This window comes from Paenibacillus sp. PvR098 (genome assembly GCF_017833255.1).
Lineage (GTDB): Bacteria > Bacillota > Bacilli > Paenibacillales > NBRC-103111 > Paenibacillus_G.
In genome coordinates this window covers 400,403-425,015 of sequence record NZ_JAFIBU010000001.1, presented here as the reverse complement: position 1 = coordinate 425,015, position 24,613 = coordinate 400,403, and the positions used below count along the sequence as shown (strand labels likewise).

General features: G+C 51.5%; 23 protein-coding genes. 4 read left to right on the top strand and 19 right to left on the bottom strand.

From position 1 onward, the window contains the following. Positions 1-36: 36 nt before the first annotated feature. The 7 genes from rpoZ to JOE45_RS02045 form a co-directional block, all read right to left on the bottom strand. Positions 37-252 carry a DNA-directed RNA polymerase subunit omega gene (gene rpoZ, locus JOE45_RS02075; protein ID WP_210021761.1) on the bottom strand — a complete coding sequence of 72 codons (216 nt, stop codon included), beginning with the start codon at positions 250-252 and terminating at the stop codon, positions 37-39. Between the two features lies 1 nt (position 253). Continuing rightward, positions 254-895: a guanylate kinase gene (gene gmk / locus JOE45_RS02070; RefSeq protein ID WP_210021762.1), complete on the bottom strand. Its 642-nt coding sequence runs from the start codon at positions 893-895 to the stop codon at positions 254-256. Continuing rightward, positions 885-1,145, bottom strand: coding sequence for an extracellular matrix/biofilm regulator RemA (gene remA, locus JOE45_RS02065; RefSeq protein WP_009672664.1), 261 nt, complete (start codon positions 1,143-1,145; stop codon positions 885-887). Before remA ends, gmk begins: the two co-directional genes overlap by 11 nt. Positions 1,146-1,308: 163 nt before the next feature. Then, entirely contained in the window at positions 1,309-2,190 is an 882-nt protein-coding gene (locus JOE45_RS02060) for a YicC/YloC family endoribonuclease (protein WP_210021763.1), read from the bottom strand. 29 nt (positions 2,191-2,219) lie between these two features. Then, positions 2,220-4,127 (bottom strand): bifunctional homocysteine S-methyltransferase/methylenetetrahydrofolate reductase, encoded by a 1,908-nt coding sequence (locus JOE45_RS02055; RefSeq protein ID WP_210021764.1) that lies wholly within the window; start codon positions 4,125-4,127, stop codon positions 2,220-2,222. Positions 4,128-4,156: 29 nt separating this feature from the next. Further along, complete coding sequence (gene dapF, locus JOE45_RS02050) at positions 4,157-4,993, bottom strand: diaminopimelate epimerase (RefSeq protein WP_210021765.1); 837 nt, start codon at positions 4,991-4,993, stop codon at positions 4,157-4,159. Between the two features lie 147 nt (positions 4,994-5,140). Then, complete coding sequence (locus JOE45_RS02045) at positions 5,141-7,924, bottom strand: calcium-translocating P-type ATPase, SERCA-type (RefSeq protein ID WP_210021766.1); 2,784 nt, start codon at positions 7,922-7,924, stop codon at positions 5,141-5,143. A 157-nt stretch (positions 7,925-8,081) separates the two neighbouring features. Between JOE45_RS02045 and JOE45_RS02040 the strand changes: the two genes are divergently transcribed. Beyond that, positions 8,082-9,869 (top strand): Rqc2 family fibronectin-binding protein, encoded by a 1,788-nt coding sequence (locus tag JOE45_RS02040; RefSeq protein WP_210021767.1) that lies wholly within the window; start codon positions 8,082-8,084, stop codon positions 9,867-9,869. 62 nt (positions 9,870-9,931) lie between these two features. Here the strand turns inward: JOE45_RS02040 and JOE45_RS02035 are convergent, their stop codons facing one another. The 6 genes from JOE45_RS02035 to JOE45_RS02010 form a co-directional block, all read right to left on the bottom strand. Next, positions 9,932-10,861 carry a MerR family transcriptional regulator gene (locus tag JOE45_RS02035; RefSeq protein ID WP_210021768.1) on the bottom strand — a complete coding sequence of 310 codons (930 nt, stop codon included), beginning with the start codon at positions 10,859-10,861 and terminating at the stop codon, positions 9,932-9,934. A 221-nt stretch (positions 10,862-11,082) separates the two neighbouring features. Then, complete coding sequence (gene galU, locus JOE45_RS02030; protein WP_210021769.1) at positions 11,083-11,949, bottom strand: UTP--glucose-1-phosphate uridylyltransferase GalU; 867 nt, start codon at positions 11,947-11,949, stop codon at positions 11,083-11,085. Then, positions 11,946-12,794: a PHP domain-containing protein gene (locus tag JOE45_RS02025; RefSeq protein ID WP_210021770.1), complete on the bottom strand. Its 849-nt coding sequence runs from the start codon at positions 12,792-12,794 to the stop codon at positions 11,946-11,948. The genes galU and JOE45_RS02025 overlap by 4 nt, the downstream gene beginning before the upstream one ends. Positions 12,795-12,893: 99 nt before the next feature. Further along, positions 12,894-13,805 carry a selenium metabolism-associated LysR family transcriptional regulator gene (locus tag JOE45_RS02020; protein ID WP_210021771.1) on the bottom strand — a complete coding sequence of 304 codons (912 nt, stop codon included), beginning with the start codon at positions 13,803-13,805 and terminating at the stop codon, positions 12,894-12,896. A 195-nt stretch (positions 13,806-14,000) separates the two neighbouring features. Next, entirely contained in the window at positions 14,001-14,435 is a 435-nt protein-coding gene (locus JOE45_RS02015; protein WP_210021772.1) for a hypothetical protein, read from the bottom strand. A gap of 199 nt (positions 14,436-14,634) precedes the next feature. Continuing rightward, positions 14,635-14,901, bottom strand: coding sequence for a YlbG family protein (locus tag JOE45_RS02010; protein WP_210021773.1), 267 nt, complete (start codon positions 14,899-14,901; stop codon positions 14,635-14,637). A 63-nt stretch (positions 14,902-14,964) separates the two neighbouring features. On the opposite strand from JOE45_RS02010, the gene JOE45_RS02005 reads away from it, so the two are divergent. Continuing rightward, complete coding sequence (locus tag JOE45_RS02005) at positions 14,965-15,996, top strand: asparaginase (protein WP_348632461.1); 1,032 nt, start codon at positions 14,965-14,967, stop codon at positions 15,994-15,996. A 46-nt stretch (positions 15,997-16,042) separates the two neighbouring features. On the opposite strand, the gene JOE45_RS02000 is transcribed toward JOE45_RS02005, so the two are convergent. From JOE45_RS02000 to JOE45_RS01980, 5 genes are all read right to left on the bottom strand, one after another. Then, positions 16,043-16,489 carry a YlbF/YmcA family competence regulator gene (locus tag JOE45_RS02000; protein WP_210021775.1) on the bottom strand — a complete coding sequence of 149 codons (447 nt, stop codon included), beginning with the start codon at positions 16,487-16,489 and terminating at the stop codon, positions 16,043-16,045. 80 nt (positions 16,490-16,569) lie between these two features. Further along, positions 16,570-18,594: a helicase-associated domain-containing protein gene (locus JOE45_RS01995; RefSeq protein ID WP_210021776.1), complete on the bottom strand. Its 2,025-nt coding sequence runs from the start codon at positions 18,592-18,594 to the stop codon at positions 16,570-16,572. Then, positions 18,591-20,285 (bottom strand): DNA repair helicase XPB, encoded by a 1,695-nt coding sequence (locus JOE45_RS01990; RefSeq protein ID WP_210021777.1) that lies wholly within the window; start codon positions 20,283-20,285, stop codon positions 18,591-18,593. The genes JOE45_RS01995 and JOE45_RS01990 overlap by 4 nt, the downstream gene beginning before the upstream one ends. 344 nt (positions 20,286-20,629) lie before the next feature. Beyond that, positions 20,630-21,073 carry a CBS domain-containing protein gene (locus JOE45_RS01985; RefSeq protein WP_210023465.1) on the bottom strand — a complete coding sequence of 148 codons (444 nt, stop codon included), beginning with the start codon at positions 21,071-21,073 and terminating at the stop codon, positions 20,630-20,632. A gap of 126 nt (positions 21,074-21,199) precedes the next feature. After that, the gene (locus JOE45_RS01980) at positions 21,200-22,381 is read right to left on the bottom strand and encodes a M20 family metallopeptidase (RefSeq protein ID WP_210021778.1); all 1,182 of its coding nucleotides are present in this window, start codon (positions 22,379-22,381) and stop codon (positions 21,200-21,202) included. A 224-nt stretch (positions 22,382-22,605) separates the two neighbouring features. Here JOE45_RS01980 and JOE45_RS01975 point away from each other — a divergent pair, with 224 nt between their 5' ends. Both JOE45_RS01975 and ftsW read left to right on the top strand, forming a co-directional pair. Further along, complete coding sequence (locus tag JOE45_RS01975; RefSeq protein ID WP_210021779.1) at positions 22,606-22,953, top strand: YugN family protein; 348 nt, start codon at positions 22,606-22,608, stop codon at positions 22,951-22,953. 16 nt (positions 22,954-22,969) lie between these two features. Beyond that, a complete protein-coding gene (gene ftsW / locus JOE45_RS01970) occupies positions 22,970-24,112 on the top strand; it encodes a putative lipid II flippase FtsW (protein ID WP_210021780.1) in 1,143 nt (380 codons plus the stop codon). A 21-nt stretch (positions 24,113-24,133) separates the two neighbouring features. Here the strand turns inward: ftsW and JOE45_RS01965 are convergent, their stop codons facing one another. After that, positions 24,134-24,526 carry an Asp23/Gls24 family envelope stress response protein gene (locus tag JOE45_RS01965; protein WP_210021781.1) on the bottom strand — a complete coding sequence of 131 codons (393 nt, stop codon included), beginning with the start codon at positions 24,524-24,526 and terminating at the stop codon, positions 24,134-24,136. Between the last annotated feature and the right edge of the window lie 87 nt (positions 24,527-24,613).

Here is a 24,613-nt window from a genome sequence, read left to right as displayed (position 1 = left end):
CAAAGCGAAAAAAATAACAACCGCGAGGGTTGTCGTTTATTTTGAAGACTCTTTGTTTTGCAGCTTCTCATACGAGATATGTTCCTCGTAAATTTCTTCAAGGGCCAAGCCTACGTGTTTGTGCGATTTCTTTTGCCGCACTTCGGATTTCGCTCCGTCACGCAGCATCCGCGCTCGTTTGGAGGCGGCTACCACCAACGAATATTTGCTATCTACTTTATCCAAAAGCCTGTCTATAGAAGGATACAACATATTATTTTTTCACCTCAGCCATCCAGTGTTCTATTTTGGAAACCATTCGATCCTTGCGGCAATGCTCTGCCGTAAGAATACTGCGTATTCGGGAGCAGGCCAGATCCACTTGATCATTAACGATCGCATAATCGTAATGCTCCATCAAAGCAATCTCATCTACGGCTACGGACATCCGGCTGCGGATCGAATCCTCCGATTCCGTTCCTCGTCCTACAATGCGGCTCTCCAGTTCATTCAGCGACGGAGGCAGCAGGAAGATAAAGACGCCCTCTCGAAATTTCTGCTTCACTTTAAGCGCGCCCTGCACTTCAATTTCCAGGATGATGTCTTTGCCGCTGTTTAAAGTATCTTCCACAAATTTACGCGGTGTTCCGTAAAAATTTCCTACGTATTCCGCCCACTCCAGCATTTGGTCCTGATCGATCAGCTGCTGGAATTGTTCCCTTGTCTTAAAAAAATAATTCACACCGTCCACCTCACCAAACCGAGGCGCCCGAGTCGTTGCCGACACGGAATACACGATGTCTGGGGCACAGCTTCGCAGTTCCTTGCAAACGGTCCCTTTTCCAACCCCTGAAGGTCCCGAAAGCACGATTAAAATTCCTTTTTCCACAGGGCCGTAACCCAAATTACTCGTCATGATCATCGTCCTTATTGGAAAGTCGATGCGCTACCGTTTCAGGTTGAACCGCCGATAAAATGACATGATCGCTGTCCGTAATAATAACAGCACGAGTACGGCGACCATACGTCGCATCAATCAGCATATGGCGGTCACGCGCTTCCTGAATGATCCGTTTTATCGGAGCCGATTCAGGACTTACAATAGAAATGATTCGATTCGCAGAAACAATGTTCCCGAAACCGATGTTGATAAGTTTGATCGCCATGTATAGGGTCCCCCTGGTTCTTTCTTTTGAATTGGAAGTTGTTCTTAAAAGGAAACTTCGTGCGAAACAGCAGCACCGCCACCGGCAGATGCTCTGTTTTCACTAGCCTTTTGCACCCGATGTCCAATTTCAGAAGAAAGAATGATATTACTGGTAAGGTAGGTTATTCGATATTTTGAATCTGCTCCCGTATCTTCTCAAGCTCCGCTTTCATCTCAACCACAATGGAGGCGAGCGGCGCATGATTGCCTTTGGAGCCGATGGTATTCACTTCACGGTTCATTTCTTGGACGAGGAAATCCAGCTTGCGGCCTACCGGTTCGGCAGTGCGCAGCAGCTCCTTGAACTGTCCAAAATGGCTGTGCAGCCGGGTCAATTCTTCATCGATTGCGGCGCGATCCGCGAACAATGCCACTTCCATCGCAATCCGGCTCTCATCTACAGGCATGTGCTGCAGCAGCTCCTGAATACGGCCTTTCAGCTTCTCCGCGTATTCCTTAACGACTACAGGAGCCAACTGAATGGCAGCCTGCCTATAGCTTTCCATGGCAGCGATACGCTGCTCCAAATCCGTAAGGAGAAATGTGCCCTCACGCTCCCGCATCGTAACGAGCTCCTTGGCCGCCTCATCCGTGCAAGAGAAAATTTCGGATTCCAGTATCCCTTCCTCTAGCTCAAGCTCGTCTCGCATCGAAACCATACCGGGAATGGTCAGCAAATCGCGAAGGGAGAGTTCTTCAGCAAGCGAAAGTTTCTCCCGCAGCTGCTGAGCCGCTTGCCGGTAACCCATCGCCAAAGCCCAGTCCACTTCGACCGTTTGAGGTGCCTCACGATCGCGATCGACCGTTACGAAAGCATCAACACGCCCGCGCTTGATCCTGGTGACTACGGCACGTTTCACCACGTCTTCGTAACGAACCCACTCCCGGGGCATCCTTACGACAACCTCACAGTATCGATGGTTGACCGATTTCAAATCGATCTGCACGCGGAAGCCGGCCAAGGTACGGGCGGCTTGGCCGAAGCCGGTCATACTGGTAATCATGGTATTCACATCCATTACCTTATTTTAATTCATTTTTCCAGTGGGGACAAGTGGAAATCGCGCCGTCCCGCTTTCTTCCATACGTATTCGGTCAATTGGACGGTCATTTCATAGGCAAGGAACGGTGTCATTAAGTATATGCCGTTAAAATGGTTGAGAGCCACATCCAGCAGCTCTTTAGCGATTTGAACGCCCATAGCCCGACCTTCTTCGCCTTTAAGTCCGCTCATGCGCTGACGCACTTCGTCAGACAATTGAATCCCGGGCACCTCGTTATGCAGATATTCCGCATTGCCTCCGCTGGCCAGCGGCATAACGCCCAGGAAGATCGGTACGCTGAGATGCCTGGTCGCCTCACTGATTTTCTCGATCAGCTCGGTATTATAGACCGGCTGGGTCATGATGTAATCCGCACCGGACTCGATCTTGCGCTCCAACCGCTGCACCGCTTTGTCCAAATACTTCACGTTCGGATTGAATGCAGCTCCGACAATAAAGTTCGCTTTTTTCTTCAGCGGCTTGCCCGAGAAGGCCACTCCTTCATTCAGCTGCTTAATCATGCGAATGATTTCGAACGAAGTCAAATCATACACGGAGCTCGAACCGGGTAAATCCCCGAATTTCGCCGGATCGCCCGTTACTGCAAGCACGTGGTCGATCCCCAGCGCGTGCAGTCCCATCATGTGCGACTGCGTTCCGATCATGTTGCGGTCGCGGCAGGCGATATGAATGAGCGGCCGTATGCCGACCCGCTCTTGTACGAGGCTCCCGAGCGCCAGGTTGCTCATTCTCGTGACAGCAAGCGAGTTGTCCGCCATCGTCAGTGCATCGACTCCGACTTTCTTCAGCTCTAATGCCCCCTGCATAAACTTCTCGATATCCAGATCGCGCGGCGGGTCCAGCTCAACGATGACCGTCGGCCGCTCCTTCACCAGCTCAACGATCGTCGGCTCCGACTGTCCCGGTACGGCCAGTACTGGTTCGGCCGGCGGGGCTGGTTCGTCGATCCGTTCAGACCGCGGTTCCCTAACGTCTGCAGAGAGCCTCCGAACCGCTGCCGGATCGGGGACATAGCCGTTAAGCGAAGCGGCTATCGCAGCGATGTGCTCGGGCGTCGTTCCGCAGCAGCCGCCGATAATCCGTGCACCGAGATCAGCAAACTTCCGCGCCGTTTCGCCGAAATACGACGGAGTCGCGGCAAACGTATAGCGCCCGTCCACATAGTCGGCAATCCCCGCGTTCGGAAATACGGAGAACGGAGGAGCATCCTTTATGCCTGCGACGCGCTCAAGCGAGCGCAGCAGCCCGTTCGGACCGCTCCGGCAGTTGAAGCCGACCACATCCGCACCTGCCGCCGTAAGCCGCCGAAAAGCTTCCTCCAGCGGAATTCCGTCGTGGGTCGAACCGGTCCCTTCTGTCGCAAATTGGCAGATAACAGGTAAGTTGCTGACTTTGCGGATCAACTTCAATGCAATCAGGAGCTCCTCCAGATCGTAGAACGACTCCAGCAGCAGCCCATCCACCGGCGTATCCGCAAGCACTTCGATCTGCTGCTTCAAATCTTCCTTGACCTTGGCGGTACGCACATTTTTGCGCTTGCCTGCGCGGATCGAACCGATCGCCCCCACCACATAAGCATCGCTGCCAACCGCCCGGCGAGCCAAATCGACACCGGCCCGGTTGATGGCCTCCACTTCCTGCTCTAATCCATATTTAGACAGCTTTTCCCGGTTAGCCGAAAAGGTATTCGTCTCGATCAATCGGGCGCCCGCCTCATAATATCTTCGGTGGACGTCCATAATGACGTCCGGCTTAAGCAAATTTAATTCCTCATATGATATGCCGACGGGAAAGCCCATTTGGTACAAATACGTCCCCATGGCCCCGTCCCCGACGAGCAGCTGCCCCCGGAGCGCTTCTCTCAAATCCGCTTTCATCGCGGCGTCCCCTCTTCCCATCATGTACGTTAAAGCGTTCCTTTAAACACCGTTTCCGCAGGTCCGGTCATGTACACATGATCGTCTGCTTCGTTCCACTCGATCAGCAGATCGCCGCCTTTCAGCGATACGGTAGCCTTGCGGTCCATCAGCCCGTTCAGAACCCCGGCCACCAGCGTGGCGCATGCCCCCGTTCCGCAAGCAAGCGTAGGTCCCGCGCCGCGTTCCCATACGCGCATATCAGCATAATCCCGGCTGCGCACCGTGGCGAACTCGACATTGATGCGGCGTGGGAAAAACGGATGGTTCTCGAGTTCGGGCCCCCACTTATACAGATCGACCTGCAGCGCATCCTCCGTAAATATAACGCAGTGCGGATTCCCCATCGACACGGCGGTAAAGAAGAATTCCCGTCCGTCCACTGAAACCGGGTGCGAGATAACCCGATCCGCTTCAATGACGGTAGGCACCGCAAGCCCAGCCAAGATCGGTGCACCCATATCGACGCGAACCGCTGTAACACGGCCCCCCGTCACTGATAGCTGCACAGGCTGCGGTCCCGCGCCAATGGTCTCAATCGTGAGCCCGGTCGTTTCTTGATCCACCATTCCGTGATCATAAATATATTTAGCGGCACAGCGGATGGCGTTGCCGCACTGCTCCGCCTCCGAGCCGTCCGAATTGATAATGCGCATCATATAGTCAGCCTTCTGCGAGGGAAGCAAATACACCAGCCCGTCCGCACCGATTCCGAAGTGACGATCACATAAACGGACCGCCAGCTCGGCCGCATCCTGAGGCAGCTCGGTATGTCCGGCCAGAACGATAAAATCATTTCCTAAACCTTGCATTTTCGTGAAATTCATCGTTTGCACTCCTGTTTGAGCATTTTCCCCATACTATATCGCAATTTCGTAAGAATGCATAGCCGCTGACGCAAAATTTTAAACCAATCCGCGGAAAAAAGCAAACAAAAGGACTCCGCTTTTTGAAGCGGAGCCCTTTGCTATATATTATCTTGCTGCAGGCCGGATCGGTCCGCCCCCGTAGGAAATGCGTTTGCGTTTGGAGGAACCGCTCAACACGCTGCCGATACCCATGAGGAAGGTCGGAATTCCGGCAAATACGAGAACGAGCAGCCAATCGAACCCGCCGAGCGGGACGGTCTTGAATATCGGCTGAAGCTGCTCCACGTAAAGTACAGGCAGCATCAATAGAAGCGACGACACAACAGCAAGCACAAGCCAGACGTTCTGCAGCGGATTTCGGTGAAAGATCGAGCGCGAGCTTCTGCAGTCGAAAACATGAATAAGCTGTGCCATGACGAGTGTTACGAACGCAACCGTCTGCGCTTTGACGAGCGCGTCCGGGCTGTCGCCACCCTGCTTCAGCGTAATATAGAAAGCCGCAAGCGTACACAATCCGATCAAAATACCGCGGCTGATGATCTTCCAGCCCAGACGGCGCGCAAAAATATTCTCTTTCGCCGGACGCGGTTTCTGCTGCATGAGATCCTTCTCCGCCTGATCGACTCCAAGCGCCATCGCCGGCAGGCCGTCCGTCACCAAGTTGACCCACAGAATCTGAATCGGCACAAGCGGTAGCGGAAGCCCGCACATCATGGCCAAGAACATCGTCATAATTTCGCCGACATTGGAAGCGAGCAAATAACGGATGAATTTGCGGATGTTTTCATAAATGCCCCGCCCCTCTTCAATGGCGGATACGATGGTGGAGAAGTTATCATCGCTGAGCACAAGCGCGGACGCTTCTTTGGAAACATCTGTACCGCTGATGCCCATCGCAATGCCAATATCCGCTGCCTTGATAGCCGGCGCATCGTTTACACCGTCTCCGGTCATCGCTACCGTATGCCCCCTGCGTTGAAGTGATTTTACAATTCGCAGCTTATGCTCCGGAGACACGCGGGCGTACACATAAACATCATCTACCCGTTTGTCTAGCTCTTCATCGGTTATCGCGGATAGCTGTCGGCCGTTCATCGCCAGCCCGTCCTGAGGCAGAATGCCCAGCTGCTTTGCGATAGCCTCCGCCGTCGTCTGGTGGTCGCCCGTGATCATCACGGTCTTAATCCCCGCACGGCGGCATTTAACGATCGCTTCCCGCACCTCGCGCCTAGGAGGGTCGATCATACCCGTTAAGCCTACAAACACAAGCTGGCACTCCAATTCCGCTTCCTGAAGCTCACGGTCAGCAGGCTTCAAATCTCGATAGGCGAGTCCGAGTACACGGAGCGCGTTTTTGGCCATGTCCTCATTGGCCGAAAGTACTTTCTGCTTTAAGGTTGGAGTAAATGGAATGATTTTTTCATCCCACAGCACATAGGAGCACTGCTGCACCAGCACGTCCGGCGCGCCCTTCGTGCATACCATCCGTCCTCCTTGGTGCTCCACCACAACCGACATCCTCTTCCGCTCCGAATCGAAAGGCAGCTCGTTCACCCGCCGGTACAGCCCTTCCAGCGAATGCTGTGTGACTCCTGCTTTTGCCCCTAGCACAACAAGCGCTCCCTCCGTCGGATCTCCCTTGATATCCCAGAAGCTGGACGGTTCATCCTCGCCTTTTCTCCTCTTGCCGTCGAATTGCTTTTCGTCCAGCGATGCGTTGTTGCAGAGCACGGAGACTTGAAGCAGCCGGCGAAGCATTTGATTCTTTCGGATATCCGCCTGCTCTCCATTTTTCAATATTTCGCCTTGAGGGTCGTAGCCGTTCCCGGTAACCTCCAACCATTGTCCGCCGACCCACAAGTGGGTGACAGCCATTTTATTCTGAGTTAAGGTACCCGTTTTGTCCGAGCAAATGACCGATGCGCAGCCCAGCGTTTCGACCGAGGGCAGCTTACGGACGATCGCTTTACGTTGAATCATCCGCTGCACCCCGAGCGCCAGAGCGATCGTGACGATAGCCGGCAGCCCTTCCGGAATCGCCGCAACCGCCAAGCTGACTCCTGCCAGAAACATAGCATATGGCTCCTGACCGTGCACGATGCCTGCAATGACAACCATCACGGTCAATACCAAAGCAACGACGATGAGAATTTTACCGAGCTGTTCAAGACGATGCTGTAGCGGTGTCTCCATCGAATCCGTGTTTTGAATGAGATCGGCGATTTTGCCCATTTCCGTGTTCATGCCGGTTCGAATGACGATACCTTTGGCCGTGCCTCGCGTCAGCATGGTCCCCATGAAGCCGAGATTACGCTGGTCTCCAAGCGTTACATCTTCTCCATAAAGCGCCTCGGTATGCTTGGCCACCGGCACAGACTCGCCCGTCAGCGCCGATTCCTCCGCATACGTGCCGTACACCTCGATAAAGCGGATATCGGCAGGCACGCGGTCACCGCTTTCCAGTACGACAATATCGCCGGGAACCAGCTCACGAGCCGGAATTTGTTCCAGCTTCCCGGATCTCAATACCTTTGCATTAGGCGCCGAGAGCTCCTTCAACGCATGTAAGGAACGCTCTGCGCGAAACTCTTGCACGAAACCAAGAATCCCGTTCATGATGATGATGGCGATAATTGTGATGGCATCCAAATATTCTCCGAGCAAGCCGGATATCAAAGTCGCTCCCACAAGCACCAGAACCATGAAATCTTTAAACTGGTTCAAAAAAAGCGTGATCGGCGATACGCCTTGTCCGTCCGTCAGCTCGTTCTTACCGTGGTCGGAAAGCCGCTTGTCCGCTTCTTCCGCAGTCAGCCCTTTTGAGGGCTCTGTCCCTGACGATTGCAGCGTTTCCTCGGCCGTCATTTGATACCACTGTTTCTGACTCATCTGCTCTTTTCCCTCCCAAAAAGGTCGTCTAGGCTAAATGTATTCAGACAAGCCACAAAATATCACGTTTTCCTTCGAAGAGAAAATATGGCATGATAAGGGGTAGCACTTACAAAGACAGACATCATTTTTTTGCAGGATTGGAGTTGTTCCTACAATGTCATTAGACGGTCTCGTAGTAAATGGCCTCTCTCGCGAGCTTCAAAGCTGCGTCATGGGTCGTATCAATAAAGTACAAATGCCTTCCAATAACGATATCATTCTGCAGATCCGCACTGCAGGACGCACCGTCAAGCTGCTTCTATCAGCTAATCCGACTTACCCAAGGGTGCACCTAACGGAACAAAGCTTTATAAACCCTCTGGAAGCGCCCATGTTTTGCATGCTTCTGCGCAAACACTGTGATGGCGGCATCATCGAAGCGATCGAACAGCCCGGGCTTGAGCGGGTTCTTCACTTCCGCATCCGCCAACGCGACGAACTCGGAGACCTAAGCGTCAAAACGGTCATCGTGGAAATCATGGGCCGACACAGCAACATCATCTTGACCGACCCGGCCACCGGCATTATTTTGGACGGGATTCATCATGTCACGCCGGCGATCAGCAGCTACCGCGTGGTGATGCCCGGCAGCACCTATATCGCGCCGCCTGAGCAGCACAAAATCATTCCATTTGAGCTGAACAAAGACCAATTTACTCAGCTGATGACGGAAAGCGCCGATGCGGCCCAGGCCCAGCAGGAGGATACGGCTTCCCCCCGCTTTTGGGAGCAGACGCTGGTGCAGCACCTTAGCGGCTTTAGCCCGCTGATCGCCCGCGAGCTCGTCTACCGAGCCATGGGGCCTAGCTTCAATGCTTCGACGCATACTGTTACGGCAGAGAGATTGTGGGAGCCCCTTCGCACGCTTACTGAGCAGGTTCGCAGCGGAAGCCCCGATCCCGTCATTGTGGAACAGGAGAAGACCGGGAAAACCTTTTTCTCCATAACCGAGCTCACCCACATTCCCGGAGAGGTCCGTCGTTACGATACGGTCAGCTCTTGTCTGGAAGCCTATTATGGAGACAAGGCGGAGCGGGATACCGTCAAACAAAGGGTATCCGACCTGATCCGGCTGATTTCCAACGAACGGAACAAGAACGTCAAGAAGCTGGACAAGCTCGAGGAAACGCTGAAGGAAGCGCGGGATGCCGACAAGTTCCGCATTCTCGGAGAGCTGCTTACCGCGTCCATGCATCTGATCCGCAAAGGGGAGCGGCAAATCGAAGTCATCAATTATTATGATGAGGAGCAGCGTCCGGTTACGATCGAGCTCGATCCTTTGATGACTCCTTCGGAGAACGCACAACGCTATTTCAAAAAGTATACGAAAAGCAAAAACAGCCTCATCGCCGTAAAGGAGCAAATGACCCAGGCGCACGAGGAAATCGGTTATTTGGACAGCCTGCTGCAGCAGCTGGCAAGCGCAGGGCTAACCGATATCCAGGAGATTCGCGAGGAACTGACGGAACAAGGATACCTTCGCGGGCGCGGTAAGAAAGGACGCAAAAAAAAGCCGAATCAAAAGCCACAGCTTTCCTGTTATACCTCCAGCGAAGGCATACCTATTTATGTCGGAAAGAACAACACCCAGAACGAATACTTAACCAACCGGCTCGCCCATTCGGGGGATACGTGGCTGCATACCAAGGATATTCCTGGCTCTCACGTCGTCATCCGAAACACCAACTACGGGGAAGCCACATTGCATGAAGCCGCCCGGCTCGCTGCTTATTACAGCCAAGCCAAGGAATCGAGTCAGGTGCCCGTCGATTACACGCTGATTAAGCATGTTCGCAAGCCAAGCGGCGCCAAGCCCGGCTTCGTCATCTACGATCATCAGAAAACACTCTTCGTCACACCCAATGCGGAAGTGATCAAGTTGATGCCGGTTACGGTAAAATAAGCAAAAAGAAGTAGACCGGTCCTCTTATAGGAACCGGTCTACTTCTTTTTGGTTTCACCCAATTATTCGATCAAACGTTTCATTTTTTTCACTGTTTCTTGAGCATCTCCGCTGAGCATATAAATCGAGTTCATTCCCGGCAGCAAACGGTCTTCTTTGACAATGTAGCCGCCAATGAATACCTTTGTCATCAGCTTGAGCTCGGCAATTCGGCGGTCCAGCTCCCGATAGAACGGAAGCGCCTCGCTCAACAGCCGTTCGGATGAAGTACCGAAGGCCAGCGCTGCCGGCTTCATCTGCTCCAGACAATCCATAATGCCTTTCTCCGAGGGAGAAGCTCCAAGATAAACAATCTGAAAGCCTTCTTGCAGCATAAAATATCCAAAGAACAGCACACCAAGCTCATGGCGCTCTCCGGGCGAGCAAACCGTGACTACGAGCGGGTCATCCGCACTTTGGTGGTATAAATTTTTAAGGGCAAGCAGCCTCTCACGAATAAAATGACTGCCGAAATGCTCCTGAAATTCCGATATTTCTCCGCGTTCCCAACGCTCTCCGATTTCTACGAGGACCGGCGCGAGTATCTGCAGCAGCACGAAATCCATATGATGCAGCGCGAGCAATTGGTCGAAAAACCGCTGTGCGCCAATTTGGTCAAGCCGCAAAAAAAGCTGCAGCAGCTTCTCCCTGTATTCTGTCGCCTCGTTAGGCATATGAATAATCGCGAGATACGGCTTCGTCAAAGCCATATCCGTTTGGCCGGGTACGAGCAGCTTCATTTCTTCCACGGCAAGTCCAATCGGTACGCCTTCCCCGACTCTCTTCTTCAACCACAACAGAGATTCCACATCCCGATTCGTATACCCCCTGTACCCATTAGGAAAACGGGAGGGCGTTACGGCTTCGTATCGCTCCTCCCATTTCCGGATCAGTTGAGTGGACAAGCCCGTTCTCATCGAAACTTCTTTTATCGTGTACAGTCTTTGATTCATTGCAGCGAACCCCCGAACCATTCCTGCCCTAGTCTACAGTAAAGGCTTCTGCTCTATAGTTTAAACCATCTACAAACACTATACAGCGGCCTCTCAGAGCTGAGTTGAAAGATGGTCTGGCAGATCAATGACAATGTCGTTCCAATCCCTTCCTTGCTGGAGATGGTCATATGTCCATGATGGTTCTTAATGATTTTGCAGCTCACCATCAGGCCATGTTTTTACAACCCGAGCCGATGCCTTAAATACTGTTCCAAAGGCTCTCTCAATTCTTCACGGTCCAACGCCATCTCAATCGTCGCCTTGATATACCCGAGCTTATCACCAACGTCATAGCGCTTTCCCTGAATCGGATACGCGATCATTCGGCGCTGCCGATTCAATACCCGGAGGGCGTCAGTCAGTTGGATTTCACCGCCTCTTCCAGGTAGACTTTGCTCCAAAATATCAAAAATATCCGGCGTCAAAATATAACGGCCAATAATGGCCTTATTGGACGGCGCAAACCCTCGCTCAGGTTTTTCGATCAGATCGTTTATAAAGGGATATCCGCTCTCTTCCTCGTCTAAAGATAGGATACCGTATTTACTCACATCATCCCAGGGCACATCCTGGCATGCAATGACTGCGCTTTCCTTCTGCTCGTACAAATCGATCATCTGCTTCAAGAACGGCGGATCGGACTGAATAATATCGTCTCCAAGCATAACCGCAAACGGCTCATCACCAATAAATTTACGCGCACACATAACGGCATGTCCCAGACCTAGCGGCTGCTTCTGACGGATGTAATGAACGTCCGCTAAATTGGAAACCGATCGGACGATTTCTAGGAGTTCGAAGCTCCCCTTTTCTTCTAGCACCGATTCCAGTTCTATCGATCTGTCAAAATGATCCTCAATGGCTCGTTTGTTCCGACCGGTTACGATCATAATATCTTCGATGCCGGAAGCCATCGCCTCTTCCACAATATATTGAATAGCAGGCTTATCTACGATCGGCAGCATTTCTTTGGGCTGTGCTTTGGTCGCTGGCAAAAATCGGGTGCCCAGCCCTGCCGCCGGGATAATCGCTTTACGAATCTTCATGGGCGCACTCCTCTGCGCTCGAACAATCGATCCACCACATCCGTATTGACTCTGCGCGCACCGATCGGAGCGTGAAACACAACGCCGCCCCGTTCACCATGGTAATCCGATCCCGCTGTGATAAGCAGGCCATGCGTTGCGGCCAATGAGGCATAATGCTTTTCCTGCTCAGGTGAGTGATCGGAATGATAGGCTTCCAAACCGACTAATCCGATCTCGGTAAGCTGCGGAATCAATTCATCCTGCCCGTACAGTCCCGGATGCGCCAGTACGGGTGCCCCTCCCGCTTCGAGAACCCAACGAACAGCCTCAAACGGCGTAATCCGCGGCGGATTCACGTAGGCCGCGGCTCCTTTGCCCAAGTATCGGTTGAATGCGTCAGCCATCGAATCGGCCGCGCCGAGACGCTCGAGAGCATCAGCGATATGAGGTCTTCCGACGGTATCCCCCTCTTTTTTCGAAGCCTGTACCGACCTTAGAACATCCTCCATCGTAATGGAGATGCCGAGCTCCTGTAACCGGGCAATGATCATTTCGTTGCGTCGGTCTCGTACCTGCCTCAAGTCGGCTAGCCTGGACAAGAAAAGCGGGTCCTCATCATCGATCCAATAGCCAAGCACATGAATGTCCTGCCCGTCATGCACCGTGCTGATTTCCACTCCGGGTACGACTGCTATACCATATTTCAACCCGGCCTCCGCCGCTTCCGCAAGCCCTCCCACCGTATCGTGATCGGTTACGGCTACCGCACCTAATCCCGCTTCCGCGGCTAACCTGACGTTGTCTGCCGGGGATCTGGTCCCGTCAGATGCCAATGTATGTGTATGTAAATCCGCATAAGACATGCGTAAAAACTCCTTTCAAACCGCATAAATACCTATCTGTCCTTTACACCATGTTCCATTAAGAGGCCTTTGGGGCTGCATCTGTTTCCGCCCAGCCGTTCATAACCACTGGCTTAAGTCCCGTTCTCTCAAGAACGTCATGAATGTGACCGCAGAAATCGGAAGCAGTGTCGAGCTCAAATAAATCGCATAAAAACTCCGTGAAAAACAGATCCCATCGACCTCTTTCACATTTAACACGCCAAGGGCTGCCTCGTGCTTTAGCGAAGATTGGGACAATATGGAAATCCCAAGTTCGGCTTCCACCGCCGATTTTACCGCCCCTGTACTCCCGAGTTCCATCACGATTTTGAGCATGGATACATCGCAGCCTGCACGCGCCAGCTCCTCCTCCATCACCTTTCGTGTGCCGGACCCTTGCTCCCGGAGCACAAAGGGATACTTCAGCATCTCTTCCAACGGGATACGCTCCCGGCTCGCCAAAGGGTGATTTCTTGGCACGATTAGCTTCAGTTCGTCGCTCAGCACGGCTTCCGTATGAACATCGGGGTGCTTAACTTCCGCCTCCACTAAACCGAAGGTCAACTGATGATTCAATACTTCCTCAAGAATTTGCTTCGTGTTGTTGACTTTCATACTTACCGATATATTAGGATACTCCGCGCTGAACGGTCCGAGCAGCCTAGGCAAAATATATTCTCCCACCGTCAGGCTGGCTCCCAAATGAAGCCTTCCTTCCAGCATATGCGTGAATTTGGACATGCTGACATCTGTTTCCTTCATTAGCTCGATGCTGCGCGAAGCAAAAGGCAGCAGCGTGCGTCCAGCCTCTGTCAGCTCGACCCGTTTGGTCGAGCGTATGAACAGTTTTGTACCAAAGTAATCCTCGAGCGACTGCACCTGCATCGTCACAGCCGGCTGAGTCATATGCAGTGCCTGCGCGGCATGAGAGAAGCTGCCCTTCTCCGCTACAGTGTAAAAAATGTGAAGCTGGTGAAAATTAAGTGCCATAGTCGCATCCTCCGCATACTTGGTACCCTTCATTAAAAGAAAACCTTTAACCCGTCCGCTCAAAGATGATCTTGAGATATAAGAAAGGCGAACCTCCGGTTCAATCGTAGCCTTCTAATATTATAACAAAAAACAAAAAAGCATGCCGACATTTCGGCACACCTCGATGAAACATCCGTTAACTATGCCTATCGATCACCTTCGCTTGCGGCTGTTCTTAATCAGCGTCATCCTGCGAGAATGGCGCAGCCAAGAATAATAAGATCGCAAGTCTCGAAGCTCCACATTCTCGGACATTCGGCCAAGAAACGTGACGACAATCATCTTATAAACGGGGGAGGAGCTTGTTCGCCCCTGTTCGATAGGAGTAAATTCAGCCACCATGACCAAATCCTCGTCGATGAGAAAAACATCCTGTTCGTTCTTATAATATGTTCGAATACGCTTCGTTTTGAGCTTATTCCATAAAAAAGCAGTGATATCATCACGAAAATCGGTCTTCTCGCTTTCGATGCGGTCGGCCCAACGGCTGCGGGCATGATGAGTGACGACGATATCAACGATCGCTTTGCCTCCGAGCTGCCATTCTTTCGAATCGTTACAATAATCTTGACTGTCGATTCTACTCACTGACCTAACCCTCTTTTCTGTAAAAAAAACGATTCATTCTGCCTATATACAGCCTCTTACTCTTTTATTCTGCCTGATTATTTAAGTATAATCAAATTAAGAAATCTTTAGAAAAAAACAAAAAAAAATACGCCGAACAGAGCTCTCGCTCCAGGCGTATGGTATAACATGATAACATGTGCTTGCGACGATATCAAAGCTATAACGTGTAGAATCTTGTTTTATCAGGAATATTATTATTATACTCCGTTTTGATTTCATTGCGGTACGACCGCTCCACCTTTTTGACGAAGGGCAGCTTCTGCAGCTGCTTTACCGTCTCGTCCAATCGGTTTGAATACACGTACATAGCGGCGTAATGCAGCTTTTTGGAGATGTAATGCACACTGCCATACTTCTCCAAATGTTTGCCTGCCGCTTTCAAATCGCTAACCCATACGATGATTCCGCTGCGCTCGGTAAACATGGTTCATACCTTCTTTCTTTAGCCATACCGTTGATATGGATCTTTTAGTCTTCTTATGAAAGGATGGATGCAAGCATGCATTCCTTTGACAAAGGCACCCTTGTGGAGGTCACCCGAGGTGATGTAACCGAAAGCGTGCATCGCGGTCATATCGCCGCGGTAGACTTCAAGGGCAAGCTTATCGCTTATGTGGGCAACCCCAAACATTATGGTTATATGCGTTCAACCGCCAAGCTGCTTCAAGTTATTCCGCTGCTGGAAACGCGGGGCGATGAACAGTTCGGACTTACCGATGCCGAAACAGCTTTATGCTGCGCTTCGCATGGCGGGGAACCTGAACATGCGAGCACGGCGCTGTCGATCCTGAACAAGCTCGAGCTCGGTGAAAGCGCTCTAGAGTGCGGGCGGCAGGAGCCGCTGTATAAGCCTGCTGCCGATGCCTTGAAACAAGAGGGGCTGACGCCATCGCAGCTGCACAACAATTGCTCCGGCAAGCATGCTGGCATGCTTGCCTTGGCAAAAGCAATGAATGTATCTATAAAACAGTATACCTGTTTAGCGCATCCTGTCCAACAAAAAATGTTGCACACCGTAGCAAACATGTGTGGTGTGCCTGCAGAAAGTATAAAGCTCGGTATCGACGGCTGTGGCGTGCCGGTATTCGCCGTGCCGCTGGCTTCGCTCGCTTACGCGTACGCACGTCTGGGTTCGCCTGAGGAACTTTCACCGGAAAGAGCTGCGGCCTGCCGTAAAATCATCGAGGTCATCTGCAAATATCCTTATTATGTAGCAGGCACCAACCGATTCGACACCCGGCTCGCTGAGGTGACGCAAGGCCGCATCATCGGCAAAATGGGTGCCGAAGGGGTTTATGCCCTTACCGTGCCGAATCGCGGAATCGGTCTGTCCGTCAAGATTGAGGACGGCGCCGAGCGTGCCCTCTATCCTGCGGCAGCCGAAGCATTAATCCAGCTCGGTGCGGTCACCCGGAAGGAAGCCGATCAGCTTGCCGAGTTCCATCATCCTCGTGTCACCAACCGGCGAGGCGAGAACGTCGGGGTTATTCGACCAGTGTTTCAGCTGCTGCAACCATAAAATGGCGGGATATATATCCCGCCATTTTATAACACGGACTATACAATTAACCGCACTTGCCGCTGCAGCTCCCGCCTGAAGAACAACCGCCGCCTGAGGCCAGCGGGTCATTGGACGGCACCTTGATCGTATCGGATACCGAATGAGCTACCATTTGCGATACTTCGTACAGCAGTTCGTCCAGCTGACTCTCCGCTTCCTTAAAGCGTCGGACAAGCTCCAAAGCATCCAGCTGTTCCTGCGCCTTCTTCACTTGCTCCAGCGCTTCGTGATAATTCGGATGGTAGTGCCCGAACCGTTCGCATTCCTCGAACCGCTCTTTTTGCTTGGCAAATTCCTTGGTTAGCCTGCCTACCTCCTCATTCTCCTCTACAAGCTGCTTCCAATATAAATAATCCGCAGTTTCCGCGGAAAGCTTGATCATGTCAGCCAATTCATAGGCTCCGAGCAAGATCGCAGACATATCGATCGTTTGCGATTCCATGACTGCCATATGGAGCACCGCCTTTCTATATGTTAAGCCACAAAGGCTATACCATATATCATAACACATCCAGCGGTAGTATGCCGATTTTAAAATTTATCATTGATCCCAGGCAGAATCAGCTTCATTTCGTCCCATTCGTTGGCAAGCCATTGGACTTCCAAAGCTGGCGGCTGCCTTTCTCCAGGGTTTCCGATCCCCATCATGCACCAGGTGCCGCGGGTATCCTGTACCTTTCGCGGAGCGATGCGGTAATCCGTACCGTTCAGGCGAATTTGCAGCAGCGTTTTCATCTCGATCGCTTTTTCCACCATTTCCTTGCGGGTAGAAGCATGATAGGTCCGGTAGTCCCTGAGCCACATGGGAGGAATGTCCTTCAGGTCAGGATACAAATCGGCCACCTCAGGCAGCCGCGATTCCAGCTGATAAAGATGGGCGGAGTTTCGTGAATAGATCAGCCCTTTCTCCATTAACGATACCGCCATATCTTCTTGCGGCTTCACTTCCGTCAGCTTCGGGTAAGCTTTCCCATGACCAGCACCGTTTTTCCCAGTCAGCACGTGAGGCAATTCTGGCATATACCCTGCTTTCTCCAACGCTGCTGCCAAAGGCTGAAGATCGCTCTCTGCAACAATAAAATCTTTAACGCCGATGGCTTCCCGGATATATTTGGCCGTATGGGGGAGCTTGGCTATGGTTGCCGCCGTTTCCTCATCGTCACATCGCAGCAGTAGTGTACTGGCGAAAGATGTTTTGCCGAACGGCTTGGCCCATTCTGAAATCGCCAATCGGATATGGTCAGGGACCCCGTAAAGCGCATGCGCTTCCAAGAAATTTACCATCTCTTCTGCCGTCCTTCCGTTCTCCAAGGCGCGCCGAACGCTGGTTTTGGACAACTTGTAGATGCTGACCTGGTCGAATGCGGCAGGATCGGACATACAGCACAGCTCCCAACAAACCGCCTCCGGAACGTCCGGGGGCACGAGAATGTCAAAGTCAGGCTGCACCATTATCCTCCCGTCTTCCTCCAGGCTTTCCTGCAGCGCCTTGTCGGGATGTAGAGGATTCACTCGCCAGCGGTAAAATGTATTTCCGCTCAGCTGCATACCTTTCTCCAGCCAGCCTAATGCAGCCAGCGGATCCAGCCACTCCTTTTGAAGCCGGCTAATCCGTTGTTCGCTCTTCTCCTCGTCATCCGAGTTCGGAAGCAGCCTTTCCTTTTCAAGCCAGGTCAACAGCCCGTTTAAAGGTACCCATTCCTCGGAATCGGTCCTTTCGAGAACTGAAACTGCATGCTGCAGCCAGGCTTCCGTTGGCAGCGTCAACCGCTTCCAAATGCCGTACAATAGATGGTGTTGTTCGCTTACGGACCGATCCAGCCAACTTTTGAGCGCTCTGGATTGAATCTTCAGCGTTTCTCCGTCCGGTGCGACCAGTTGGAGACGCAGCAGTATATCGAGCATCACCGCCGTTTTCAAAGGATAAGTGTCGGCATAAGCATATTTTATCGGCGTTCCTTGCAGCAGCGTTTCGTTTAGTGGAATCAGCTCGCCCCATTTTTGCAGTTGCTTTTTGTGCAGTATTCCGTTTTGGGTCAACTTCAGCCCCTGCTGCGCGGCAAAAACGAGCGTTTGAAATAAACCCCTGCGGATATCCGCCTTAACAACCTCAAACGGTTCGATACCTGTGAGGACGACGGAATCCGGAGGCGATACGTTTGCATCAGGAAACAAGATTTTCTGCCACAATCCAAAGCCGTTCTCCGGCAGCAGGTAGACTGGCTCTCCCCAGGTTTTGCGAAATGAGAAGATGAGACCTTTGCGGAGCAGTCCGGCCAATCCGGCTTTGATCTCGGCTCCAGATATTAATCCTCCCGCCGACTTCTCCAACTTGGCATCGTCAAAAGGCTCGCAGCCGATTCCCCGCACAATCGACTCAAGCACGATTCTTTCGTCTGACCTCATCCGATTATAGACGGTTTCCATCACTACAGGATCAATCCATAAGTCTTCTAGTGAATCCCCTTGTCCAAGCCACGGAGCATACACCGTCTCTGCCTGCAGCCGGCTCCGTAATTCCCGGGGCATTCGGGCGCAGATTTCCGAATAGTTCATCTCAAGATCGCCTCCTTAGAGTGATCCGCCCGATCAATATGGTACTTGTAGCCTTGCTCGATAAGAAATAACTGTCGATTCAGCGCAAACTCCTGCTCTTTTGTATCCTCACTGACAAGGGTGTAGAAATAAGCCTTGTTGTCACCCGTTTTGGGGCGCAAAATGCGTCCGAGGCGCTGAGCCTCCTCCTGGCGTGAACCAAAGCTGCCCGATATTTGAATGGCTACTGTGGCGTCCGGTAAATCAACGGCAAAATTGGCTACCTTGGAAACGATCAATGCCTTCCGCTCACCGCTCCGGAAGGCACTGTACAACTCTTCCCTCTTATCGTGAGTCATCTTTCCGCTGATCAAGGGAATGCCTGTACGCCGGGCCAGCTCATGAAGCTGCTCCAAATATTGGCCTATAACTAATATTTGCTCGCCCTCATGCTTATGCAGCAGCCCCTCCACTACCGCTGACTTGGCCGAATTAACGCTCGCGCATCTCATTTTCAGTCTTGCGTCCGCCCTCCTGTAGACATCCATTTCCGCTGAAGGCATGGGCACCCGCCGCTCGATACATTCTACAGAAGCGATCCACCCCTGCAGCTCCAGATCCTTCCAAGGCATTTCGTATCTTTTGGGACCGACCAAGGAAAACACATCTTCTTCCCGGCCGTCCTCACGGATTAGCGTGGCCGTTAAACCTAAACGACGGGTCGCTTGAATATCCGCGGTCACCCGAAATACGGGCGCAGGCAGCAGATGGACCTCATCATATACGATAAGCCCCCAGTCCCGTTTATTGAACAAGTCCATATGGACAAATAAATCATCCTTCGATTTGCGATAGGTCAATATTTGATATGTTGCGATCGTGATCGGCCGAACTTCTTTTTGCTGCCCGGTATATTCTCCTACCATATCTTCAGTAATATCGGTTTTCTCCAGAATCTCTCTCTTCCATTGCCGTACGGACGTGCTGTTCGTCGTCAAAATGAGGGTAGCGCAGCTAAGCCACCCCATAGCGGCGATACCGATAACGGTCTTTCCTGCGCCACACGGCAGCACCAACACACCACTCCCGCCATGTGCGCTTCCCTCCCGGTAGAATGACTCCACCGCGGACGCCTGGTAATCCCGCAGTTCAAAGCCAGGCTCTCCGTTTGTTCCCGTCCGCATTCGGATGGGTAGCCGTTCACCTTGGCTATAACCTGCCAAATCCTCTACTGGAAACCCCATCTTGACCAGCTCCTGCTTCAATAGACCGCGGTAGAGCGAGGAAAAACGCAGTGTCCTTGAATCGACCTGACACAGCCCGTATGAACGCAGCGATTTATAAGATACCATCTCTTTGATGACATCGACATCGTCAGAGATCAGGAGCAGATCTTCTCCGAGACGCTCCATACGAACGAGGCCGTAACGCTGTACAAATCGGCGAATGTCTTGCTTTACGGACGCAGGAACACCGAATTTTGACCACTGCTCCAAAAATTCCATAATTTCTTCCGCCGTCATGTCCGCTGCCGCCGCATTCCATAACGACAGTGAGGACATCCGATACGTATGCAGGTTTTCCGGCGATTTGACAAGATCGGCGAATCTAGCCAAGCCCTTCCGAACCTCATCGAACGCAGGGTGGCGAGACTCCAGTAAAATACAAAAATCGCTTTGTACAACAAGCGGCCGGTCTTTATGAAATGGCATGCGGATCCCTCCAAACTTTGACAGATAGAGTTAGTATGCCGGATTGGCATCGGATTTAAACATGCCGCAGCAACTAAAGCAAGCAGCGGAGAAAAAAGAGAGGTGAGCTGCCAAAAAAAACGAAGATGAAGGAAGGGACTAATCCATTTCTTCATCTTCGTTAGCGGGCAAGCGTGCATTCTTTAATCGGATTGACCGCAGAGTCCCTTATAAGAAGCATTAAACTCTGGCTCAGAGATACGCAATCGCATCAACTTGCCGCCTTTAACATATTGCTCATACGTAAACAAAACAAATATAAAAAAACGTTCTCCCGAAGGCTATCGGAAGAACGCAAATCATAATTAGTGAAAAGTTTGCTGATTATGCTGCTGGCTGTGTTCGGAAATTTGGCTCAGAGCCGAACCTGCTTCGTCTTCAAAATTGCTGCGGATTGCCAAGTCTCCGATAGAGACGATCCCGACCAAATTGCCGTTCTCGACCACAGGCAGACGGCGAATTTGTTCAGTCGCCATGATTTTTGCCGCTTCATCCACTGTCGTTTCCGGAGTTACGGATACGACTTTGTCGCTCATCACTTCTTTAATCGCGGAAGAACCTTCCCTCTTCTCGGCCAGGCCACGAACAACGATGTCCCGGTCGGTCAGCACACCGATTAGCTTCTTGCCATCAACGACCGGAATAAAGCCCGTATCTTCCTGCTTCATCTTCACCGCTGCTTCATATACGTTATCCTTCAGCGTTACTGTAGAGCAGTCGGTTGTCATGATCTCACGAAGTGTTCTCATATTCAAGGGAAACCCCTCCTGAAAGGAACTGACAGCCTGAACATAGCGCCTGTAAGGGCCGCCCCAAGCTGCTGCAGGATTAGAGTTTCCCTTTTTCCCGCTTCCCATTCGCCGGTTAGCTGTCACCTATCGAGAATGCTCTGTCATATAATCCTCTGCCATAGCTATGAAAAGCTTAGCTGCATGGGTCATGGCCGTCTCGTCAATATCGAAACGGGGATGATGATGCGGGTGAACGATGCCGCGGTCCGGATTACCCGCACCAACAAACATGAAGCAGCCTGGCACCTGCTGCAGATAATAAGCGTAGTCTTCACCCGCCATGACCAGTGGAGCCTTCTTTCCGCCAGTCGCCCCCAATGCAGCCTCGGCTGCACGGAAAAAGCGCTTTTCTTCTTCCTCGTGATTAACAACGGGAGGATAACCAAGCCTGTAGTCTATCGAAAAATCGGCTCCGTGCATGAGGCAGGTTTGTCGGACAATGTTTTCCAAACGCGCCTTCACGTCCATTCGTAATAAAGCATTAAACGTGCGTACCGTTCCCTTCAATACGGCAGTTTCAGCAATCACGTTAAAGCTGGAACCGCTGTGGATTGATCCTACGGAAACAACGCAAGGCTCCGTAGGATCGGTGCTGCGGCTCACAATCGACTGCAAATTGACTACCAGTTGGGATGCCACTAAGATGCTGTCCACCGTTTCGTGGGGTAGACCTCCATGTCCGCCTTTGCCCTTAATCTCTATCACGAACTCATCGGCTGCCGCCATCATGGGACCTGCTTTGCAATACGCGGCCCCTACCTCGAACGGCGTCCAAAGATGTACGCCATAGATAACGTCCACCCCTTTGAGTGCGCCGTCTTTTATCATGCCGAGCGCTCCTCCGGGGGTGACTTCCTCTGCGGGCTGGAACAAAAATACGATGTTCCCGCGAAGCTGATCCTTGTGCTTGCTAAGCGTCTTGGCTACACCGAGCAATGCAGCCGTATGGGCATCATGGCCGCAAGCATGCATCACTCCCTGCACGCTCGAGGAATACTCGCAATCTTTCAAGTCTTGAATGGGAAGGGCATCGATATCTGCCCGCAGTGCGACCGTAGGTCCGGCTTCTCCACCTCGCAATCTGGCTTCCACACCGTGTCCGCCTACCCCCGTTCGCACCTCAAGCCCCCACTCCCGGAGCAGTCCTGCAATGAAGGCAGCGGTTTCCGATTCTTGAAATGACAGCTCCGGATGCCGGTGCAGATATCTGCGCCAAGCGATCATCTCAGAAACTACCGCATCCAACGTATCATTTATCGTTATCATCGTATCCTCTCCCCTCTCTGCATTATCTTATTAACGTGGCCCTCTATTCTCAGTATTATTTTATCAAATCTCATGAATGGTTTCATCCATGTGTCACAAGAAATTCAAACTTTACCATATCGATTTGGGGGTCAAATGCATTAGGCTTGCACAAGTAAGGGAAACATACTATCATAAATAGAGGATAATTAGCTGAGTTGTACATATATTTAGGAGGGTTTGCAGTGATTATTGAGAACAGTGGATTAAAAGGCTTAAAAAGTGATCTCGCTCATTTGGACGATTCTATGGATAAGCTCGGTTTCGTGCGCTGGCAGTGGGAATATTACCGTGCTACCTACGACCTTAAGCTAGAAGATAAAGCAACCCAAAGCGAATATTTCCTGCGCGTCAATACACGGGTTGAATCCGGCAAGCTGGAATCCCCTTATGCGATTCTTTATATCGAAGAAATCTATATTGGCAGAGCGACTTTCCCGCATGGTTTGGACTATCAATCGCCTATTCCCGACGCCATCATGAAAGCGGCCAACGGTAAATTGGCGGAGTTGAAAGTAAAGTTGTCCCAATAATCGTGGAACAGAGCCTATGACTCCACCGCGACGAGGAACGCCCGATTTTCTGCTGCTTTTCTTGACGTTTTCGCTTGTGTGTTTCGGTTTGGCATTTGTATTCAGCGCCGGCATGGCATACCGGTCAAGCGAGCCATGGTACTTAGCCATTCGCCAGGCATTTGCCATCGGCCTTGGAACGGTCGCCATGTTCTTTTGCATGAATGTGGACTACCGCAAGTTTCAAAAATGGATTGTCCCATTTATGGCTGCAACCGTCTTCCTACTGCTGCTGGTGCCAATCATCGCACCGGAAAGAAACGGTGCGCAGAGCTGGATTTATATCGGCGGCTTCGGGCTTCAGCCAACCGAATTCGCCAAATTGGCGGTCATTATGTATTTGGCAGCCATTATCAGCAAAAAAGGGGATCGAATCCGCGATTTCAAACGAGGATTATTTCCTCCCTTGGTCGTAGTAGGCTTCATCTGCTCGCTCATCATGCTGCAGCCGGATTTAGGCTCAACCATGATTCTCATGCTGTCTGCCATGCTTGTCATCATCGTAGGCGGAGCCAATCTGAAGCATATTGCTTATCTGGGCGGCGCTGCTGCGGGAGTACTGTCCATCATTATTTCCATATATTTTCTGAAGACTGATGGCGATAGCTACCGAATTGCCAGATTTACCGCCTTTCTAGATCCTTGGTCGGATCCGCTCGACACAGGGCATCAGCTTATTCAATCGCTTTATGCCTTCGGTCACGGCGGTCTGACAGGCGCTGGTTTTGGACAAAGCATACAGAAGCTGCATTATTTACCTGAGGCGCACAATGATTTCATTTTTTCCATTATCGGTGAAGAGCTTGGTTTTATCGGTACTTCTATCTTCTTATTTATTTACTTGGCATTTTTGCTGAGAGGTCTTATCGTTGCTCTTCGATGTAAGGAAACCTTCGGTACTCTAGTGGGTGTGGGGATCGTGGGTATGATAGGCGTTCAGGCGTTTATTAATATCGGAGGGGTAACCAATACGATTCCGATGACAGGGGTTACGCTCCCGCTTATCAGCTATGGCGGAACTTCCATGCTTGTGACGTTGATAAGCCTTGGCATTCTGCTAAGTATTTCAAGAGAGCACAATAAACCGGACAAAGAACGTGAAGTAAAAAAGAGAGCCTGAGGACAGGCTCTCTTTTTTATGTTATTTAACTCGATGCTGCGGATCCTCAATACTAGCAGGTACCTCTTCTTCGCGAAACGCAACACCTTCTACCTTAATATTAACCTCTACGACAGATAAACCCGTCATATTCTCCACCGCATCGCGAACGTTCTCCTGCAAATCGCGGCAAACTTCTTGAATTCTGCTTCCATAATTGACAATCACACGCAGATCGATCGCCGCTTCCACTTGACCCACTTCTACCGAAACGCCCTTTTGTACGTTCTTCCCGCTCAAGCGCTTGGCTAATCCTTCCGAAATACCTCCCGACATGGCGGCGATCCCCGGAGTTTCAAGTGCAGCCAATCCTGCAATCGTTGCCACTACGTCATCTGAAATACGGATAAGACCTGTTTGAATGTCTTCGCTCATGAGGATCACTCCTTCAAGGATTCTAGCTCTATTGTAATAACTTCCAGCACGGAAAGCAACTGCATCGCATGAGAAAGCTTATACCCG

Coding starts and splice junctions, on each gene's coding strand:
- rpoZ (WP_210021761.1), bottom strand. CDS start 252: ATGTTGTATCCTTCTATAGACAGGCTTTTGGATAAAGTAGATAGCAAA.
- gmk (WP_210021762.1), bottom strand. CDS start 895: ATGACGAGTAATTTGGGTTACGGCCCTGTGGAAAAAGGAATTTTAATC.
- remA (WP_009672664.1), bottom strand. CDS start 1,145: ATGGCGATCAAACTTATCAACATCGGTTTCGGGAACATTGTTTCTGCG.
- JOE45_RS02060 (WP_210021763.1), bottom strand. CDS start 2,190: ATGATTACCAGTATGACCGGCTTCGGCCAAGCCGCCCGTACCTTGGCC.
- JOE45_RS02055 (WP_210021764.1), bottom strand. CDS start 4,127: ATGAAAGCGGATTTGAGAGAAGCGCTCCGGGGGCAGCTGCTCGTCGGG.
- dapF (WP_210021765.1), bottom strand. CDS start 4,993: ATGAATTTCACGAAAATGCAAGGTTTAGGAAATGATTTTATCGTTCTG.
- JOE45_RS02045 (WP_210021766.1), bottom strand. CDS start 7,924: ATGAGTCAGAAACAGTGGTATCAAATGACGGCCGAGGAAACGCTGCAA.
- JOE45_RS02040 (WP_210021767.1), top strand. CDS start 8,082: ATGTCATTAGACGGTCTCGTAGTAAATGGCCTCTCTCGCGAGCTTCAA.
- JOE45_RS02035 (WP_210021768.1), bottom strand. CDS start 10,861: ATGAATCAAAGACTGTACACGATAAAAGAAGTTTCGATGAGAACGGGC.
- galU (WP_210021769.1), bottom strand. CDS start 11,949: ATGAAGATTCGTAAAGCGATTATCCCGGCGGCAGGGCTGGGCACCCGA.
- JOE45_RS02025 (WP_210021770.1), bottom strand. CDS start 12,794: ATGTCTTATGCGGATTTACATACACATACATTGGCATCTGACGGGACC.
- JOE45_RS02020 (WP_210021771.1), bottom strand. CDS start 13,805: ATGGCACTTAATTTTCACCAGCTTCACATTTTTTACACTGTAGCGGAG.
- JOE45_RS02010 (WP_210021773.1), bottom strand. CDS start 14,901: ATGTTTACCGAGCGCAGCGGAATCATCGTATGGGTTAGCGATTTGAAA.
- JOE45_RS02005 (WP_348632461.1), top strand. CDS start 14,965: ATGGATGCAAGCATGCATTCCTTTGACAAAGGCACCCTTGTGGAGGTC.
- JOE45_RS02000 (WP_210021775.1), bottom strand. CDS start 16,489: ATGGCAGTCATGGAATCGCAAACGATCGATATGTCTGCGATCTTGCTC.
- JOE45_RS01995 (WP_210021776.1), bottom strand. CDS start 18,594: ATGAACTATTCGGAAATCTGCGCCCGAATGCCCCGGGAATTACGGAGC.
- JOE45_RS01990 (WP_210021777.1), bottom strand. CDS start 20,285: ATGCCATTTCATAAAGACCGGCCGCTTGTTGTACAAAGCGATTTTTGT.
- JOE45_RS01985 (WP_210023465.1), bottom strand. CDS start 21,073: ATGAGAACACTTCGTGAGATCATGACAACCGACTGCTCTACAGTAACG.
- JOE45_RS01980 (WP_210021778.1), bottom strand. CDS start 22,381: ATGATAACGATAAATGATACGTTGGATGCGGTAGTTTCTGAGATGATC.
- ftsW (WP_210021780.1), top strand. CDS start 22,970: ATGACTCCACCGCGACGAGGAACGCCCGATTTTCTGCTGCTTTTCTTG.
- JOE45_RS01965 (WP_210021781.1), bottom strand. CDS start 24,526: ATGAGCGAAGACATTCAAACAGGTCTTATCCGTATTTCAGATGACGTA.